Raw genomic sequence first — 19191 nt, 5'->3', positions numbered from 1 at the left:
CTAAATTAAGAATGAATGAGGATATAAGAAGAGGGTTAAAGTAGCATTATCATTCCCTGATGAGGATTCTGCGATGAAGATATTTAAAATCAATAGATTTCAATTCTAGATATGCATTCAGGAAGATGAATGACCCCTATAAATGCCATGATGAGATTAAAGAGATGTTCAACAAGAGGTACCCTTTATAAATACACAGAATATGGTACACGATCTTAACAGGGGGACTTATATTTACACAAATATGATACACAACCCTATATTATATAGGATATTAAAAAATATTAAATAACGATAGCCTCTAAAACAAAATTATTATATATAATTATGAATTTCTACTGAAATTAACATGTTTATTCCATAATTACTATAGAATATTATGTAGCATTTATAGATATAAAGAAACTCTATATAATCTGTTCATTAATTCTTAATAAACCTATGGATAGAAATATGATTATGATATGTTAGATATATTTAAATAAAACTTGTATATATATTTTTATGGAAAATAAATTAAAGAGCGCATTAAGTGGTGGTGTTTTTACATTTTTCATAGATATGTTTGATATCTACCTGCCAATTATTGTTTTAGCTCCAGCATTGGCTTACTTCGAGCCATCTAACCTCAAGCCTGTTTATTTATTTGCGCTCACCTACGCTACCTTGGCGGCAACTCTCCTTGGCAGACCTATAGGAACTGTACTATTCGGCAACTACGCAGACAAGAAAGGGCGAAAATCCGCCACTCAAAAATCGGTTATCATGGCTTCTGTGTTTACATTTTTAATTCTAATTTTGCCAGGGTATTCATTACTTGGCTTAGTTTCTATATCTCTTTTACTGGTTTTCAGATTTTTTGTAGGAATATTTTTAGGTGGTATGTACACAGGTGCCAGCCCTCTTGCAATGGAATACTCCCCAAAAAGCAAAAGAGGAGTTTACGGTGCAATATTAAATATAGGTTACCCATTTGCATTTGCCGCTATATCCTTAATATCACTGCCTTTGCTGTTCGAATTCCCTGCAACCTCTTCAACCTCAACCTATGAGGTTTGGATTTGGAGGATACCATTCGCCATAGAGACTATTTTATTGGTTATTCTATACATATATTATAGGAAAATTGTACCAGAATCAGAAATTTGGGAAGAGAGCAAGAAGGTCAAATCTCCAATTTCAGAAATACTTTTCGGCTCCCAATCAAAACAATTTTGGCAGGTGTTTATCCTAATGACAGGCTTTTGGTTCGGTTTGTTAACTATTGTCTCATCCATAGGAAGCATATCAGAGAGTTTTGTGAAAATATCTGCAACAACATATCTTCTCTATATTTCGATATCGGCTATCATAGGTGGATTTTTGCTAATTCCCTGGGGTATGCTATCACAAAAAATCGGAAGAAAAAAAGTGCTTGTAATTGGCGGATTGCTATTTATAATTGGGGTGCCTTTTTTTTACGCTTTTATAAACTATGGTAAAGGTTGGGGGCTAATTGGTGTATTCTTTGCAATACTACTGCTTTGGATAATATCAGACATAGGTTTTAGCGGAACTGTGACAGCTTATATTACTGAGAGGTTTAAAACAAGTACTCGTTCCTCCGGTTTTGGGATGGGATATACATGGGGGGTTTTAATACCGTCATTTAATTCATTTTTTATAATAGGCTTAAGCTATGTTATGCCTGCCAAATATGCGGAGACCCTGCCACTTTTATTCATTGGCGGTGTTTTGGTAATAGCAGGTGCTTTATTAGGTCCGGAAACCAAAGATGTAGATTTTGATAAAAACGCCTGACTACCGATTTTATCAAATATCCAAAAATTTTATAGCATTTTCAGAATATAATGCATGCAATTCTCTCTCCGAAAAACCGTTGGATTGCAAATATTCTGCACTTGAGCGCATAGCATCTATAGGATCAATGCTGCCTATCTGCCCCAGATCACTAGAAATTATACACTTGTCAATACCAATAAACCTTATTAAACCTGAAAACTCATCTAGATTTTCTGATTTGAATTGCTTCGAATAGATAGGTGCCAGTGTTAATTCAAAGTAAACACCTTTTGATTTTAAAGCTGCAATCATATCCTGTTTTAACTTAAAAATGCCCCAGTTGACATGTGTTATAATTGTCTTACTCCTTAGCTGGCGAGGCATAAAATTAACCAGTTCTGTTATTTCAAGAGGTGATAAATGCCCGGTCCCTAAGCAAATATTGTTTTCCTGAGCAATATCCAGAATCTGCAAAACTGAATCTTTTATTTTGCCCTCTCTATTTAGGATTTTAAGCCCACCCCATTTGGGTAAGCTGTGTTCTCTTTTAAACGTGCCGTAATCACTGTTTCCAAAGTTCTTAATATGGTATAATGATTGGTTTGTAGGCATCCACGCTATTCTTATTCCGTAATTTATGGCCGTTGTAAAGACCTTTGGGTTGAATCCTCCCTGGGAGTTGTTGAATACCATGCTCCCATAGGCTTTTTTCTGCCCTATATGTTCATTTACCAAATACGCTCTATTAGCTGTAATAGAATCATGGTCTTTTATAACAAAACCTTTCATGTTGTTCTTAATAGCCATCTTTCCTAAATAAAAATCATTAAATTGTCTTGGAAATAATGATGGGAAGGAATGTACATGCAAATCAAAGGCATCCTTTATTTCATATTGCATAATAATCAAGGTGCATTGAATATATATCCTGGACCTTTCTCATACCTGATGTTTAATGCCTTCAAAATGCCCCATAATGTTGCTGAATTGCTTGATATTACAGGTTTATTTAGTTTCTGTTCCAGTACGTTAATAACTGAGAATGTCGGTAAATTTGTACAGGAGAGAAAAACACAATCTGCATCTTGCATATCGGTGCCATCAATAAAATTCATGAGCTCATCAGACGAAATTCTTCCAATATCAACATTCTTAACCTTATCCATGCCTTTAATCTCAAGAACATTAAATCCGTTTTGCTCGAGAAATTTGCGTTCGAGCACATTTAATTCCTTTGTATACGGGGTTATGACCTTTATGTTTCTTGCCTTAACTAGATTTAAAGCTTCCACCACTTTTCCTGACGTAACTACTGCTTCAGCACCTGCTTCCTTAGATATTACTTTACCCAGCTCTATGTCATGCCCTAAACCCTTAAAAAGGCTTCCAGTTGTACATGCATAAGCAATTACACCTACGTCGGCAGTTTTGAGAAGGGCAGCAGAATCCTTTGTGTTTTTCTCCATAGCAGCTAAATCATCGACAGTAACATTTTCTAGGGGTATTCTATCATAATGAGCGGATATTCCAGCATCCAAAAATATTGGGGAAAATTCATCTTCTACGGTTGTGTTGGATGAAGGTATAATAATACCAACCCTTTTATTATCCATAAAACTTTATACCATTTTAATATTTAATTATTCCCTAATAACTAAGCAAATTTCAAATTCACTTTACTTGGTCTTATAGTAATCTTCCTTAGTGTTCCTGAATCTTAAATTATTCAGTTCATCTATTAACTGCTGTGGATTTTCCCTTATGGTTTTGTATAGATTGTACAGACCTGTGTTGGTATCAGATATTACTGCATTGTTAATCTTATTTAATGAATAAAGCGATATGAGTAGGGCTGCACCGCCTATAAATGGCTCATAGTATGTATTAGATTTATCTGGAATATTCTTGAGAAGAGCAGGAAGAAGCTGCCTCTTTCCACCTGCCCACTTAAGAATCGGTTTATAATATTCATTTAATAATGATTCCATGTTAAGATTACCTGTTATAAATATATCGGTTTGTTATATAAATCTTTATTGAATGGTTTTGACATTTTGGAATGTAAAATGAGGAAATTTATGATGGTGCAAAGTTTTTTATGCCCATAAATTATGCATTGTTTATAATGGAGAATAATGAATTGGAGCATGAGATAAGCTCGTTTTATAATGAACTGATTAACAGCAAAAAGGAATATTTGCAGTTGTTTTCCAGGCTCCAAATTCAGATAGAGGGGTGGTTTAGGGGGGGAACTAATGAATTATTTTGATGGCAATGTTATTGAATTGACTAATAGGAATAGGGAGACCCCGTTATGTGATGATATAAATTATAAAGAAAAATTATCTAATAAGAAGGGCAATGAAAGGCAAAAGGTGGATCTAAAATTGACGCTCAATGGTGAAGATTACTGGATAGAGTTAAAGCACATCCTTGTTGGCTATCAAATTAAAACTCCCATATCTTTGAGCTTTTATTTTTCGGATAATTCATATATTGCCAATGATATTGAAAAACTGCGTAACGTATGTCATCTAGATAAAAACCTGCATCTATATTCACTTGTGTTTGTATCTACAAATTATGACAAAGAAGGAGGCAAAGAATCAAAAATCAAGGAAAAAATTGAGACATCATACGATCTGAAAAATAAGTTAGACCATTTTTTTGGAAATCACCTTGATCTTAAAGATAAAATATTAAACACATCATATGATTATAATAAAGAATTACATTTTGGGTATATCATTCTAGAGGTAAAAAAGGGCAATGGTAAAATTAGTAAAATAAACCCTTGAAATCCCGATTGCCAAACTGTGTCTTATGTGTGGTTTATATAAGATTTTTTTAGCCGTAATAGAATATAAACGCCTAAATTATATTTATATGCTTTTGCATTATTCCTTATTGATAAAGAATGCCCCCTAAGAAATCATGTCATGATAGACTAATCGGCCAGCTCAAGGTCGTTTCAGATAAGGTTAATAAAGGAATAATGCAAACTCTCATTAGGAATAATCTTGGGCCATCACCAGGAGACATAGAATATAAGGCCCATACAGTGTTAAAGCTCGCATACCTAAATTATTATATGGGCATATTTCTTCCAATTGCCCACAAACATTTTAATAAAATTGTATTTATAGATGCTTTTGGCGGGTCTGGCATTGTCAAAATAGAAAATTCAAATTATGCGGTTCTAGGGTCGACCCTCATGGCAGCGACGGCCAAAGTGAGTGGAAAGAGTTTTAACCTGGTTATATCAATAGATAAAGACCAGGATAAATCGGATTTATTGAGGTCCAGAGTTCAGGCCCTAGGTATAAAAAATACACATATTGAATGTGGGGACACCAATGATATAATAAAAGATCTGGCAGCGAGATATAACCTTGATAAGGGTACCGGTGCAATATTCTTTATAGACCCAGAAGGTATGGAGGCAAATCTCATACAATTTATGCCATTATTTGAATCTGTAAAGGCAGTAGATCTAATTATAAATAAAACTTGGGGAATCCAAAGATTGAATGGAAGAATACAAAAAAATGTCAATGAAGCAGATATAAAGGCAATGCAGAGAATGGTTCCAGATTATACTCCAGGAGATAATCCGGACGAAAAACTACTCAATTTTTTTGAGGATACATTAGCAAAGCCCATCGGAGATGCAGTAGATATACACGACATAGGTAAAAAGGTGGCCTATTCTCTTATTTTACGAACAAACCGTACAAAAACCAATTCTAAATGGACAGAAGGTATGAAGCCTTTTGGCCATTATATAAGCACACTTGATGATAAATCTGCATTAAATTTTCTCCACGAAATATTTGGCAGGCAGGACCATTTTAATGTTTAGCCTTCCACCATATTCCTTCCAAGCCATATTTTTCTAGCAGTGAATAGAAATGCTTTTCTACAGCTGTGTCAAGGCCATTTAGATAAAGCTGCTCCCCAAGCAGTGATTCAATTTCCTTTATATTTGAACCCCTGGGATGTATTGTCTCTCCGTATATGAAATCAGGCTTTATATCTGAAATAGACCTTATTATCTCCTCCATATCTGATATTATATCAGGCCTGATCTTGAGAGGGGGCATTACCGGTGCAATGATAATTCCGGCCTTTAAGCCTAATTTCTTTGCATCCCTTATTATATTTATCCTCTCCTCTGGAGGTGAAACCCTCGGCTCTATCAATCTAGCTAGGTCTCTATTCATTGTGGAAACAGATACCTGTATCCTAACCCGGTCTCTATATTTCTCATATATGTTAAAATCATTTTTTACCAGGGGAGATCTGGTCTGCACACATAGTTTAACACCGTTTTCCAGTGCTTTCACTATTATTTTCCTTGTTGTTTTATACAGCTGCGGCAAATAAGGGTCATGCATGGATGATAACATAACCTCGACACCGGCCCATTTAGACCATTTTGTTTTTTCTATAGCATCATCTATATTATATGGTGTATAAAAGTAATCACCCCAGGATCTATTAACGCCACTGCCTATTCTCCTAACATCATATCTTTTATGCATTGAATCCACATAGCAGAACCTGCATGCATGAGTGCAGCCTACTGCATAATTCAATGCCCAGCCATCAGATAATTCCTTTCCCACACCGCCCTTTTCAATGTATGTTAATTTTGACGGCTTTATTAATGGCGCGTTTATCTTATATTCCCCGTAATAAACTTTCTTTAAATCCAGTGAGAAGTTGTAATCCTCTATCGATTCATTTTCTGATTTGATTTTTTCAATGCGCTTAATCCTTATGGTCTTCCAGGCCTTGACAGCAGCCATGTGCTGTCTTTCCTTTTTCGGATCTTTAATTATGTTAAGCATTTCATATATATAATTAAAATAACCCTATAAATTTATTCGTTTTCATATTTATATAAAATTAATTATAATAAAACAATTCATACCTCTTTGAATTTTTTATCTATTTATTGTTCACAGAATTATTTTTAATATCTATCTTCATATTTGGCTCTCCAAATAGATTAATTATAAATCATCATAATTTATATTTATTAGTTTTATTAGTATACCATATTAATTTTACTATTTTCTGTTTATCGTGCACCATTACCATAGCTTACGCTAATATCATTACAATATACGAATATTATATTCTACTCTTCCTCAATCTACTAATTCTGGATCCTTGAAATCCATATTGTTCTTCATAAAAGAGTATAAGATATTCAGTAATTTGTTTGCACATGTTATCATTAGCTTGTTTCCATTCATTCCCTGCTCCTTTTTATGGCTGTAGTATCTTTTCACAACCGGATTATACCTTATTGCAGATACTGTTGATAGCTCCAGTGTATACCTCATCAATGGATTGCCGCTTTTTGATATGTGGGATGATATGCTGTAACCTCCTGACTGTTTGGTTACAGGATCCATGCCCACGTATGCCCTAAACTTTACTGCAGAATCAAATCTGTTGATATCTCCTATGTGGGATAATATAATAGATCCTGTCAATGTTCCTATTCCTGGGATTGTTTTAATCCCGGAATCTGCGTTGCTGTACTGTTTCCCTATTAATTCCATGGTTTCCTTCAGCTGGTTATTCAGCAATTCCATTAACTGGATATTCATTCTTATGTCATGGTTCACTGCGCTGCTGTTTCTATTTCCCATGATTATAAGAGATTTCAGGATTTCATATTTTTCACTGTTCAAATATTTGACTCTATAATTGTTATCTGCAATGCTGTCAATATTGTTGATTATATCATTGAAGTGCATTGCATTGATGTTAACCATGGATGACATTCTTGGATACAGCAGGTCCAAATCCCCGATCAGCTGGTTCTTGACTGCTGCCGGCTTCTTTATCAGCCTGAAGTATGTACTTACATATTGTTTTAGCTCAGGGTATTCCACCATATTGATTGTATTATTTTTTGATATTACAAGGTATCTTGCTATGCCCCATGAATCTATCTTATCTGTCTTGTTCCTTCTTATTCTGCACCTCTTCATGAGTTTTGTCTCTACTGGGCTCAGAAGCACAGGATTGTAACCGCTTTCTATCAAGAAGTTATATAGATTGGCATGGTAAATATTAGTCGATTCCATTCCTATCCTTATATTGTCATAGCCCTCTATTGTCCCCAAAAACTCTTTGAAGCCAGTATCATTGGTTATGATTATTCCGGCCCTTACCTTATTGAGCACAATGTCTATAATGCAGAAATCAAACTTTCTCTTGGCTATATCTATTCCAATATATTCCATATACTCCTCCGGATCAGTTATCCTGCCCATACCCGCAGCAGTCTTGCCTATTATCAGTGCATGAAGCACAATATACTCTATCAGCACACTCGAGTATGAAAAGGGTAAATACAGGCTAAATACAGTGGATTATACCACAAGAGTGTCCCGATATTCCCTGATCATGGCCATAATGGAGTTATGGTTAAAATCATTATACAAGTGTGTCCAAGCTTCCATATTTGTTCGACAATTGTCATATTTATTAATTTGAAAATCATAAGTGGGATATGGCAGCGAACCATATCCCAATAATTATGCAAAGGTTGGATAAAATAGTTGCGGAGGATAGAATTAGAAAGTACTCAAATAAACTTATTGTAAAGATTATTGTAATCTTGAAAATCTATGGAGTATCCTACAGGTCTTTAAATACTTCTTCAACAACCATAAAGAATTCATGGAATTATTGAATATAAATGATATACCCAACTTCAGGACATTATCCTACAGATCATTGAGGATAGACTGGCATTATATAAATTCATCAATAATAGATATGATAAATCCTGATAATGATAATGCTGCAGTGGATTCATCCATTGTAAAGACCTGCAGGGATACAACAGCACAGAGGAGAAGGAAGAATAAGAAATACAGGGATAATGATAGCCCATGGATAAAGCACAATGGGCCACGAATACTAAAGGTGCATGCTTCAATAGATGCCGATTCATTATCCATAATGGAATGGAAGATGACCACTGCATCTGCATCTGCATATGACAAGAATATGGCATTTGAAATGATAGATTCTGTAAGGAATTATAATTATATTTTAATGGATGCTGCATATGATTCCTCTGATATATATGATTATATTTTTGAGAATACACATGCCATGCCTGTTATAGACACTAACAGAAGAAGGGGAATTGTTGAAAATAAATTATCTTATAACAGGAAACCGGGTATAGCATTAAGGAAAAAGGAATCATCAAGGTACAAATTCAGATGGGAGATAGAAAGGACATTTTCTATTTTAAATGAAATACTTGAAATGGAATATATATGGTATGTTAAACACAGGAATTATGATGTATCAATTGGAGAAATAATAGTTTCATACAACTGCATTGTAATGGCAAATAAAATAACCGGAATCTCAGGGAGGAAAATAATGTATATCGTGATCTGACGTATGTTTGGGCACTTTAATATATTTTAATTTTTTATTGTTTAACTCCAGATTTTTGTTAGATTCCCCTCCATATTTAAGTTAGTTGTAAATAGAAACTTGATCGAAGATAACATAATGTTTAAATTAAATTAGAAAAAATTAAATATTAGAGAGTGTTGGTTAATTGATAAATATGGAGGAGGGTTTAGAGGCTGATGAAAGTATAGAATCAGGTTTTGATGATTCGTCTGGTATGGCTGTGCCAAAATCAATGCGAAAAAGTTATTTTAATACATTCATGGTTTTGAATGCCTCGTTTGCAGCTATTGCCGTGGTATTTGGTGGTTCTGTTTTAGGTTCAGGGCTTTCATTTGCAGATGCGATTATTGTTGTTCTAATAGCCTCCACTATATTAGCAATCATAGGCTCCGGAAGTGGTTATATATCAGCAAACAGCGGGGGTTCAACATATCTAAATTGGAGATATGGATTCGGTAGAATTCCTTCCAAAATTATCGGGGTTATTTTAATTCTTATAACTACAGGTATAGGTTGGTATGCGTATGAAACTTGGTTCTTTGGTATAATCATGTCAGAGATCTTTCCATCGGGGTATTTACATTCAATTTGGTTTGATACATTATGGGGTGGTATTCTTATGATACTGATGACATACGTAGGCTATAGGGCTCTATCTTTTATAACATATACGGCATTTCCCCAACATGTTTGGTTACTTTTAGTCGGTTTTTTTGCAGCTCTTGCCCTTGTACATTCAGGTTCAAGCATATGGTCAATTTCACCTAAAACCCCATTTTCTATGTCTACAGGAATAACCGATGCAGTTGGGTTATACATAGCTGGTGCCTTAATAGCAGGTGATATAACTAGATTTGCTAAAAATGGAAAAACAGCTGTTACAGCATGGACTGCACACATGTATATATTTTATCCTATGTTAATATTGGGTGGTACGGCATTAGTTTTGGTAACTGGTTCTGGCATTGTAACTGCAGCCATGCTTTCCATAGGTCTAGGTATAGCCGTTCTTTTGATAATTATACTAGGTCAACTAGCTATAAATGCTGCTAACCTATATTCGGGTTCTCTATCTTTTGTCAACTTTTTAAGGATAAAAAGGACACAAGCTGCAATTATTTCTGGAATAATTGGAACAGCTGTTGCTACTTGGCTTGGATTTACTTCTGGAACTTCATTAGCCCCATTTGAGTCATTCCTTGGATATTTGGGCGACTTTCTTCCAGCTGCAGCGGGAGTGGTTTTTGCAGATTATTTTATTAAAAAACCATTAATAAACGGCATAAAAGATATGAAAGAGCGATACACATTCAATAGGAATTCTAAATATCCAGAATACAATATTAATGGGATATTATCCTTAATTTTTGGTTCACTTATTGGTTTGTTCGTCCCTTATGGAATAGGCGCAATCAATTCAATATTAAGTGCATTTCTACTATATCTACTAATAGCGTATCTTGCAATGAAATTTAATTTCAATTATGAAATTGGACAATATGAACATTATAAAATTGAGACAGAAACAAAAACATTTGAAAAGGAGTTGCATAAAAATGAAATCAGATAAACTTGATTCTTTCAAGAAATTACTTTACATAAGTATGGGAATAGCCCTTATTTTATCCATCGCTTTCTTTGGTCTTGGATTTATAGTTAAGCCTTACGCATCTAAATATCAGGATATAGTAATAGGTGCTATAAATAGCATAATATTAGTTGTCGGGTTTTTCAGAATAAGACTTGCAAATAGTGATACAGAAATAGGTAGGATGGCAAGTCAGCATCTATGGATGGTATTCTCACTTTCTACCGCAGTACTTTCTCTCCTATTCGGAATTTATTTTTACCCAGGGTCTATATTAATAAAGGATATTTCAATAACTATTGTTAGTTTAATATCGATAGTAACTTTAATTGCTGTTTTAGATTCTGCTTTTAATAAAATACCAATATTTGACTAATAACCTAAATATTTAAATTTATAATTTATAAAGTGTACGTAGAAAATATTAATTTTACATGATTTTTTATTAAACCACGACTTGAACCGTCATGACTTATTTAATGAAAATTAAAATTTGAAAGTAATTTGAATGCATTTTTTCCCACAAGTTCCTTAGCCGAATTTTTATTCCATTTTGTATCTATAGGAATTGTAAAAATTTTACACATTATCCCATACCTTAATTCATCTGTTGTAATGGGTTTATATGATTCTGCATCAACAATGCTGATAATTTGTGGGGTTGTAATAGTTTCTATAAATTTTCCATTTATGTTTTTATCATAAAATAAATATTCATTTTGAAATCTAACCCGTGATAAAACACTTATCCCATTAATTTCTGATTTAAATATTGCATAACCAATTGAAAAACCACCACTATTGTCTCTGACTAAGTCTACTAGCTTCCCTTCGAATAATTTTTTTGCTAATGTTCTATAAGTCAATATTTCTTCAACGCCTTCAGTATTCTTAAGAGTATTTAACATTTTTCCTAGCTCTACTGCATGTGTTACAGAATTAAATATCGCAGCCTTTTTATAATCTTTTCCAGTCATAGGATAATTGGCAACATACCCACGACCCCCGAATTTAGAAGTTACAACTCGAGCTATTTTTTCAGCCCAATTGTTATCAATTGAGTTTACAATTATGTCATTTCCCCTTTCGTCCACTAAAACCATTGGTGTTGATTTGATTTGATATAAATTAAATGTTGTCATTTGCAATTCCGGGAAAGCTCTCCCCTCTCCATCACCATCTAATACAGGTATATTAAGATGCAGAGCCGCTATAAATGGAACAATGGAATTTATTCCTCCAATTTCAATTGGAGATAAATAATCAAATTTTTCATTAAGTATGCTTTCTAATTTCTTAACTGCATAAGCATATTCTGTACCATTAGGTATTTTTTCTGAACCAATTGTAGGTGAACCCATTCCGGATGAGCAAATAACTCTTTTGTCATCTTTTAAATTCTTTGGGTCAATTAGTTCAATCCTATCTATGCCGAATCTCTTCATTGCTGTTTTTAATAATAATGCTCCAATATAGGGATTTCCACCCCCACCAGACCCTAAAAATGAGCTACCAAGAGCTAGATTTTCAATGTCGTCAATGTAAAGATATGATGTCATTATATCATCTTTCCAACAACTTTTACAGAGAGTTTTACCGAGTTGCCAGGCAGATAAGGCATTGAAACCTCGTCTATTTCTTTCACTTCAATTGAAGATGGGAGGGCTCCGGCTTGGATAGCCAAAGAGTTGGCCTCATTAATAGTTTCCAAAATTGCATCATCTCTTTTTATAGCGTCATAAGAATACGCTTTTTCTATTTTAGCTCCAATTAATGATGTTGCTGCTCCTATAGCATTGGCATATTGACCGCCTTCAGGGATCTTTATTTTAGAAGCACCTTTCAGATTGTTTGGAATCATGAAAGAGCCACCACCAACAGCTATTAATTCTACATCACCACCTTTTACCTTAACTTTATCCAGATTTTCTTCCCATATAGCCCTCATTTTACTATAAGTATTATCTAAATAATCTATACTATATTTTTCTAATACTCTTTTTCTATCTGTTCTATCAAAATCTATCTTTTTAATATTGAGTGCGACGTCTGTTGCTGTAAGCGTATCTCCTCCGAAAGATATAGCTTCTTTTGTAAGTTTGTACCCAACTGATCTTGGCCCTACATTTTTATCAATTATGGTTCCTCCTCCCAAAGGAATTGCTATGATATCTGGCATTCTAAAATTTGTTCGGACTCCGCCAATAATTACTGGATTGCTTGATTCCCTAGGATATCCGTTTGTTAAAACCCCTATATTGGTGGTAGTACCACCAATATCAAAAACAACGGCATTTTCTACATGAGTAAGAACAAAAGCCCCCCTTATGCTATTTGAAATAGGACCTGCAACAGTAAATATTGGGAACTTCTCTACGAAATCTGAAGAAGCTACTGTACCATCATTTTGGGAAAAATATAAATTAACTGCATTTAAACCTAGTTTTACTAAAGTTTCTTTAATAGAGTTTATTATTTTAATCATAAGTAGTCTTATAGCAGAATTAAGGATTGTTGAATTCTCACGTTCCAATAAACCTAGGCTACTAATATTATGCGACAAAGTTATAGATGTATCATCACCTAACACCTCTTTAACTATATTCTCCGCTTCTATTTCATGCTTAGGATTTACAAATGAAAAAATAGAGGTAATTGCAACTGAATGAATTTTGCCCTTATATTCTTTTAATTTTTCTTTGAGACCTTCAGCATCGAAAGGTACTATTTCATCACCTGTATATTCATGACCACCACGTACCATTAAAATATTATTACCAATGGCCTCTTTTAAGTCTAGAGGCCAATCAGACATGGGAGGAATACCTTCACCCGCTGGTAAACCTATCCTTATTGCTAAAACTTTTTCTAATCCCACTCTAGCTGATATTGCGTTGAGCCCATGTGTAGTTCCTATCATTACCTGCTTTATCTGGCTTTTATCGGTGCCGAGCTTCTTTATAACGTTCGTAAGAGTTTTAAATAAACCGGTTGAAATGTCTGCACTCGTTTGATTCTTTTCTGTCACGAGTATTTTATTATTTTCATCTATAGCTACGCCATCTGTGTTGGTACTCCCAACATCTATACCTATTCTTATATTCATATTAATGCCTCTATAGGTTTGTATTCTATATTATAACCAAAATATTTCGGGCCAACAGTTTCTAAACCTTTCTTAGTTCTCCACCTTTCATCACATTTGATAGCTACTACATTTACTTTAAAACCATATCTTAAATGCTCTGTAGTTATAGCTAGTAAAGACTCGACATCAAGCACAGTTATGATATCTGGAACGCTGGCAATGACCAAGCCATCTATTTCAGCGATTAAATTTTCATTTTGAAAATCTATCTTCATCTTTTTCCCATTAAAATCCCCGCTTCCTTCAATTATGGCAGTTCCTTTTGCAAATCCATTTTCCACTTTCCTTTGGACTTCAATAATTTTGCCTGTAAATATAAGAATACCACTAATTTCATCTAGAAGACTATCTAATATATTTCTTCCACCTTTTTTTGCATCTAATATTGCTGTTCCAATAGCGATGCATTTCGTAATAGTGTTTTTAATGGCCCATTTTTTATATATGTCAGCGGTCATATGATAAAGTGAAATATACGCACTCCCGCCAAATCTCACTGTTACCGACCTTGCTATTCTCTCAGCCCAATGATTATCTGTGGCTATAATAATATTCGTATTGCCCCTCTCATCAGACATTGTCACAGGTGATGCTTGCACCCCACCAAGATGGAAAGTAACCATTTGCAATTCTGGGAAGGCCCTTCCTTCTCCATCACCATCTAATACGGGCTTTCCAGTTAATGCCGACACAACAAGTGGAATAGTGGAATTTACTCCCCCAATTTCAATAGGTGTCAAATAATCGACCTTTTTTTCTAAAGCATGCTCATAATACTCCAATGATTTTATTATTTCATTACCACTAGGAATCTTTTCAATCATAATAACGGGTGCTCCCATCATTGCTACTGGAAGAATTTCAGAATCGTTCTCTATGTCCTGAATGCTTATAAGACTAATAGATCTTCCACGCAGAATCTGTTCCTTTACCATTAATTTTCCTATATAAGGGTCTCCTCCTCCACCTGCACCTAAAATTCCTGAGCCAATTTCTAGCATATCTAGATCACATATTGTTAGATTCCTCATTATATGGCTAAATTTGTCAAGAATATAAAAATATTTTTATGTAAGTTAGACTCCCTGTGTGTCTGATTAATAGTAATAACTATATCTGTTCAAGGATTCAATAAATAAAACTGGTTATTGATAGTTTGAACTTATACACATCTAAAGAGATATATAACGAATGATTTATATAAATATATAAAAGAGGTAATGTAAATACTTAAAAGAACATATACAGGTGAGGAGGAATTCAATATTATAATGGAATCATTCCAGAATCCAAATATTACAATAGCAGAAATATGCAGGAACCATGGAATAGCAGTATCACTATTTTATAAATGGAGGGAACAGTTTTTAGAGGGAGGCAAAAAGGGATTGGAAGGAAAGGACGCTGATAAGTCCTTAATTAAAGAGAATGAAAAATTAAAGTCAATAATAGGTGAGATGACCATAGCAAATGAAGTATTAAAAAAAATTATATGAAAAGTAAAAGGTGAGTTCGGTGGATGAGATGAATAATAATGGAATTGAAATAACAAAAGCATGCTATTATTCTGGAATTAACAGAATAACATACTATTACAATAAGAAGCATCAAAATAAAGAGGATAAAAGGCGTATAACAAGGATTGATAATAATATTATAAATAAAATAATAGAACCATGCAAAGAAAGAATAACATATGGCTATAATAGAATCCGGGCATTATTGAGGAATTCAGGCATAAATATAGCTAAGAAAACAGTGTATAAAATAATGAGGAACAATAATTTAACATTGCCATTGCATAACCATAAGAATATAAGGTAATTAAAATTACTAAGGGCTGATAAACCAGAAATGCTGATAGAAACAGACATTACATATATCCCAACAAACAATGGAATGACCTATTTAATGTGCATTAAGGATGCATTTTCCAGGGAATGGTATGGCCATAATTATAATACATCATGCACATCTAGGGATGCAATAAATGCCATTGATAATGCCATTATCAGGAAATTTAAAGGAAAATTGCCTGATAATATTACATTAAGGACGGACAATGGTCCACAGTATATTTCTAGGGAGTTCAATAATTATCTTAAAACAATGGGAATTAAGCATGAATATATAGAAAGGGAAACACCTGAGGATAATGGTGACATAGAAAGTTTCCATAATTCAATTAAGACTGATTACACATGGATCAATGAAATCAACAATTTCAGTGATGGCAAAATAATAATAGAAAAAGCATTCTATGATTACAACAACATAAGGCCACATTCCACATTGGATTACTATTCACCAATGCAGTTTCTGGATAAATGGAATAATGACAGCACCTTCAGGGAGTATTACAGAGGATTTATAAAGAATCTTAAGGACAGCTATAAAAGAAGAAAACACAATTATTATAGGAGGTCGATGATAAATGTCTCATGAAATGGAAAGATTTTTGTTTAAGAATCACTATCCAACATCAATGGAGAATACTTATTATTGAATATCTCCCTTAATATATTTGATATTCTTCCTGTTGATATACCATTTGAATACATTGATGTTATTAATTCATCAAGGCTTATGGACTTATTATTGTCTATTATAGCACTGTGGAATTTATTATCCCTGTTCCTTGGCACTGATAAATCCTTGATCTCGCCATACCTTGTTTTTAGGTTCCTCTTATAATAACCATTCTTTATTCCAGGATTCTCCTCTAAGTACTGATCATGCTCTATTTTCATAAGTGTTTCTATTTTTTCATTTACTGTCTGTTCTATTAATTTCTCTATATCCGATATGTTTATATTGCCATATTCCATATTTTATTACCTCCTTGAGTTCAGAAGAGGTATTTCTCCCTGTTATTTAATGATCATTTCATTATTAACAGGGGGATTTATATTTACACAAAATATGGTACACAACCCAAAAATAATAAATAATAAAATATAAAAATAATTTATATATAAAATAATTATACTATTATTATGCGTTTGTATGAAAACTCTGCTCAACAATTAATAAATGATATAAACTGCAATAAACTTTCTGATAAATTGGAAAACGCCTTTATATCATATTACGGCCACAGGCCATCCCAAGCAGAGATAAATGCATGGAATAATTCATTTCAGTTTGTTAAAAATGAACTTCAGGTAAATAACTTATTTAACATATGGGTCATAATAGAATATGAGCTGCCATATAGTGCAAAAAGGATAGATGCAATATTACTTGGCAAAAATAATGATAATATAAAAAATATTGTAATTTTGGAGTTAAAGCAGTGGTCAAGTGTGGAGCTATCACCAATAGATGGGAATGTGAAAACATATGTAGGATATGCACTAAGGTGTGAGCCTCATCCATCTATACAGGTATCAGGTTATTACTATTATTTAAAGGATTTTATGGATATATTCTCAAAAAACTGTTATGGAATATATGCATGTGCATACTGTCATAATTATTCGCCTAAAATCAATGACCCGATGTTCAGCGATCCTTTCCATGATGTTATATCCAAATTTCCATTATTCACCAAAAATGATTTTAAAAATTTTGGAATGTATTTAAAGGAAAAGCTAAACAATGGTGGCGGCCTTGATGTTTATAATGATTTTATACATAGCAGCATTAAACCATCAAAAAAATTGATTGATTTTACATCCAATATTTTAAGGAACCAGAAAATATTCTCATTAATAGATGACCAAATACTTGCAAACAATACTATAATAGACCGGGCAAAAAAAGCATCTAAATTAAAAAACAAATCGGTCATAATAGTTTCGGGCGGTCCGGGAACAGGAAAATCAGTAATTGCATTAAATGCAATGGCAGAGCTTTTATCAATGGGATTAAAGGTATACCATGCCACAGGGTCGAAATCATTTACATCGTCACTTCAGAAAATATTAAGCTCTGATAGGGTAAAGAGCCCGCAAAACCAGAGCGCAAAAAATTTGTTCCTTTATTTTAATTCATTTTCAAATACAAAAAGCAATGAAATAGATGTTTTAATAGCTGATGAGGCACACAGGTTGAGGAAATCCAGCAACAACAGGTTTACAAAAAAGGAAAGGCGCAGCAACATCCCGCAAATAGATGAATTAATAAATGTTGCAAAGGTTTCCGTATTTTTTATAGATGAAAACCAGGTTGTCAGGCCTGAAGAAATAGGAAGCATAAAATTAATTGAGGAAACTGCGAAAAAATATAACGCTGATGTGTATAAATTCACATTAAAAACACAGTTCAGGTGCAGTGGCTCAGATGGTTATCTAAACTGGGTCGATTCCATGCTAAATATAAATGACACCGGAAATGAATTTTTAACAAAAAATGATAAAATGAAATTTATCATTATGGATTCTCCAGAGGAACTTAGAGATGAAATAAGAAATTTAAATAAGAAAAATCCAAACTCTGCAAGGATGGTTGCCGGATTCTGCTGGCCGTGGAGCGATCCAACTGAAGATGGAACATTAAAGGAGGATATTGTCATAGGCAATTTCAGGGCCACATGGGAATTAAAGGACTTCAATCATGTAAAATTTAATAAAAAGCCTGAAACACCACCTTGGAATTTGTGGCCCATAGATCCAAAATGCGCCGAACAGGTTGGAAGTATATACACAGTTCAGGGATTTGAATTTGATTATATTGGCCTCATATGGGGAAATGATTTGGTTTATGATTATAATATCCATGACTGGGTTGGCAAGCCGGAGAATTCAAAGGACCCTGTAATAAAAAGGGATAAAAATTTTACCATACATATTAAGAATATATACAGAACATTGCTTACCAGGGCAAGGTATGGTGTTTATGTATATTTTGTTGACAAGGATACTGAAAAATTTGTGAAATCAAGAATAGAAATGTATAAAATTAAAAATTAAACTTATCATCTACAAGGCAATCATATTTAAAATGGTATCTCATAATAGGAATTTTTATATATTCCCGCCTATTGAATTTAATAATTTATATCTAATAATGTCACTTAATTTTTGATTATCAGGACGGAAAATTTTAAAAATGTTTTGTTTTATTATATAGGAAAGTACTTAATAGCAAGTCTAACCAAATAATCCTTTTATTTTTAATTATCTTCTATTATTATTATTTTAGTATTAAAATTTCTTAATTTTTATGCCAAATCCAGGAAAATTCAAATTTTAAAATATTGCAGTAT

At 33.5% G+C, this 19191-nt stretch carries 19 protein-coding genes and 2 pseudogenes; 12 read left to right on the top strand and 9 right to left on the bottom strand.

What is annotated here, in order from left to right:
* Positions 1 to 25: 25 nt before the first annotated feature.
* Together TZ01_RS09635 and TZ01_RS07840 are read left to right on the top strand one after the other, a co-directional pair.
* Positions 26 to 191: pseudogene (locus TZ01_RS09635) on the top strand (IS256 family transposase); the annotation flags it as partial.
* A gap of 313 nt (positions 192 to 504) precedes the next feature.
* Complete coding sequence (locus TZ01_RS07840; protein ID WP_048102290.1) at positions 505 to 1800, top strand: MFS transporter; 1296 nt, start codon at positions 505 to 507, stop codon at positions 1798 to 1800.
* A gap of 12 nt (positions 1801 to 1812) precedes the next feature.
* Here TZ01_RS07840 and TZ01_RS09250 read toward each other — a convergent pair whose 3' ends face one another.
* The 3 genes from TZ01_RS09250 to TZ01_RS07825 all read right to left on the bottom strand — a co-directional run bounded on the left by TZ01_RS09250 (position 1813) and on the right by TZ01_RS07825 (position 3770).
* Positions 1813 to 2682: a DUF6282 family protein gene (locus TZ01_RS09250; RefSeq protein WP_052656856.1), complete on the bottom strand. Its 870-nt coding sequence runs from the start codon at positions 2680 to 2682 to the stop codon at positions 1813 to 1815.
* A gap of 5 nt (positions 2683 to 2687) precedes the next feature.
* The gene (locus TZ01_RS07830; protein ID WP_048102289.1) at positions 2688 to 3395 is read right to left on the bottom strand and encodes an aspartate/glutamate racemase family protein; all 708 of its coding nucleotides are present in this window, start codon (positions 3393 to 3395) and stop codon (positions 2688 to 2690) included.
* Between the two features lie 63 nt (positions 3396 to 3458).
* On the bottom strand, positions 3459 to 3770 hold the full coding sequence (locus TZ01_RS07825; RefSeq protein WP_048102512.1) for a DNA adenine methylase: 312 nt from the start codon (positions 3768 to 3770) through the stop codon (positions 3459 to 3461).
* A gap of 137 nt (positions 3771 to 3907) precedes the next feature.
* Between TZ01_RS07825 and TZ01_RS09630 the strand changes: the two genes are divergently transcribed.
* From TZ01_RS09630 to tcmP, 3 genes are all read left to right on the top strand, one after another.
* Complete coding sequence (locus TZ01_RS09630; protein WP_156150345.1) at positions 3908 to 4051, top strand: hypothetical protein; 144 nt, start codon at positions 3908 to 3910, stop codon at positions 4049 to 4051.
* On the top strand, positions 4038 to 4580 hold the full coding sequence (locus tag TZ01_RS07820) for a hypothetical protein (RefSeq protein ID WP_048102288.1): 543 nt from the start codon (positions 4038 to 4040) through the stop codon (positions 4578 to 4580). Before TZ01_RS09630 ends, TZ01_RS07820 begins: the two co-directional genes overlap by 14 nt.
* A gap of 119 nt (positions 4581 to 4699) precedes the next feature.
* Entirely contained in the window at positions 4700 to 5644 is a 945-nt protein-coding gene (tcmP, locus tag TZ01_RS07815; protein ID WP_048102286.1) for a three-Cys-motif partner protein TcmP, read from the top strand.
* Here tcmP and TZ01_RS07810 read toward each other — a convergent pair.
* Positions 5634 to 6635 carry a radical SAM protein gene (locus tag TZ01_RS07810; RefSeq protein WP_156150344.1) on the bottom strand — a complete coding sequence of 334 codons (1002 nt, stop codon included), beginning with the start codon at positions 6633 to 6635 and terminating at the stop codon, positions 5634 to 5636. The genes tcmP and TZ01_RS07810 overlap by 11 nt on opposite strands.
* Positions 6636 to 6938: 303 nt before the next feature.
* Complete coding sequence (locus tag TZ01_RS07805) at positions 6939 to 8117, bottom strand: IS110 family transposase (RefSeq protein ID WP_231563447.1); 1179 nt, start codon at positions 8115 to 8117, stop codon at positions 6939 to 6941.
* 370 nt (positions 8118 to 8487) lie between these two features.
* Between TZ01_RS07805 and TZ01_RS07800 the strand changes: the two genes are divergently transcribed.
* The 3 genes from TZ01_RS07800 to TZ01_RS07790 all read left to right on the top strand — a co-directional run bounded on the left by TZ01_RS07800 (position 8488) and on the right by TZ01_RS07790 (position 11210).
* A complete protein-coding gene (locus TZ01_RS07800) occupies positions 8488 to 9225 on the top strand; it encodes a transposase (RefSeq protein WP_052656855.1) in 738 nt (245 codons plus the stop codon).
* Between the two features lie 175 nt (positions 9226 to 9400).
* Complete coding sequence (locus tag TZ01_RS07795; RefSeq protein WP_082180487.1) at positions 9401 to 10816, top strand: cytosine permease; 1416 nt, start codon at positions 9401 to 9403, stop codon at positions 10814 to 10816.
* The gene (locus TZ01_RS07790) at positions 10803 to 11210 is read left to right on the top strand and encodes a hypothetical protein (RefSeq protein ID WP_156150343.1); all 408 of its coding nucleotides are present in this window, start codon (positions 10803 to 10805) and stop codon (positions 11208 to 11210) included. The genes TZ01_RS07795 and TZ01_RS07790 overlap by 14 nt, the downstream gene beginning before the upstream one ends.
* 100 nt (positions 11211 to 11310) lie before the next feature.
* Here TZ01_RS07790 and TZ01_RS07785 read toward each other — a convergent pair whose 3' ends face one another.
* Genes TZ01_RS07785 through TZ01_RS07775 form a run of 3 tightly spaced genes read right to left on the bottom strand, consistent with a single transcriptional unit; the run spans position 11311 to position 15013 of the window.
* Complete coding sequence (locus tag TZ01_RS07785; RefSeq protein WP_048102283.1) at positions 11311 to 12393, bottom strand: DUF917 domain-containing protein; 1083 nt, start codon at positions 12391 to 12393, stop codon at positions 11311 to 11313.
* A complete protein-coding gene (locus TZ01_RS07780) occupies positions 12393 to 13940 on the bottom strand; it encodes a hydantoinase/oxoprolinase family protein (protein WP_048102282.1) in 1548 nt (515 codons plus the stop codon). Before TZ01_RS07780 ends, TZ01_RS07785 begins: the two co-directional genes overlap by 1 nt.
* Positions 13937 to 15013 carry a DUF917 domain-containing protein gene (locus tag TZ01_RS07775; RefSeq protein ID WP_048102281.1) on the bottom strand — a complete coding sequence of 359 codons (1077 nt, stop codon included), beginning with the start codon at positions 15011 to 15013 and terminating at the stop codon, positions 13937 to 13939. The genes TZ01_RS07780 and TZ01_RS07775 overlap by 4 nt, the downstream gene beginning before the upstream one ends.
* Positions 15014 to 15208: 195 nt before the next feature.
* On the opposite strand from TZ01_RS07775, the gene TZ01_RS09875 reads away from it, so the two are divergent.
* Genes TZ01_RS09875 through TZ01_RS07760 form a run of 3 tightly spaced genes read left to right on the top strand, consistent with a single transcriptional unit; the run spans position 15209 to position 16427 of the window.
* The gene (locus tag TZ01_RS09875; protein WP_052656854.1) at positions 15209 to 15478 is read left to right on the top strand and encodes a transposase; all 270 of its coding nucleotides are present in this window, start codon (positions 15209 to 15211) and stop codon (positions 15476 to 15478) included.
* Between the two features lie 28 nt (positions 15479 to 15506).
* On the top strand, positions 15507 to 15806 hold the full coding sequence (locus TZ01_RS07765) for an IS3 family transposase (protein WP_231563457.1): 300 nt from the start codon (positions 15507 to 15509) through the stop codon (positions 15804 to 15806).
* A gap of 30 nt (positions 15807 to 15836) precedes the next feature.
* Complete coding sequence (locus TZ01_RS07760; RefSeq protein WP_048102278.1) at positions 15837 to 16427, top strand: DDE-type integrase/transposase/recombinase; 591 nt, start codon at positions 15837 to 15839, stop codon at positions 16425 to 16427.
* 44 nt (positions 16428 to 16471) lie between these two features.
* Here the strand turns inward: TZ01_RS07760 and TZ01_RS07755 are convergent.
* Positions 16472 to 16810: pseudogene (locus TZ01_RS07755) on the bottom strand (transposase); the annotation flags it as partial.
* Positions 16811 to 16978: 168 nt separating this feature from the next.
* Here TZ01_RS07755 and TZ01_RS07750 point away from each other — a divergent pair.
* Positions 16979 to 18895 (top strand): DUF2075 domain-containing protein, encoded by a 1917-nt coding sequence (locus tag TZ01_RS07750; protein ID WP_048102507.1) that lies wholly within the window; start codon positions 16979 to 16981, stop codon positions 18893 to 18895.
* Positions 18896 to 19191 lie beyond the last annotated feature (296 nt).

The organism is Acidiplasma sp. MBA-1 (assembly GCF_000949015.1).
Classification (GTDB): domain Archaea; phylum Thermoplasmatota; class Thermoplasmata; order Thermoplasmatales; family Thermoplasmataceae; genus Acidiplasma; species Acidiplasma aeolicum.
The sequence above is the reverse complement of the archived record's forward strand: the minus strand, read 5'-3'. Positions and strand labels throughout refer to the sequence as shown.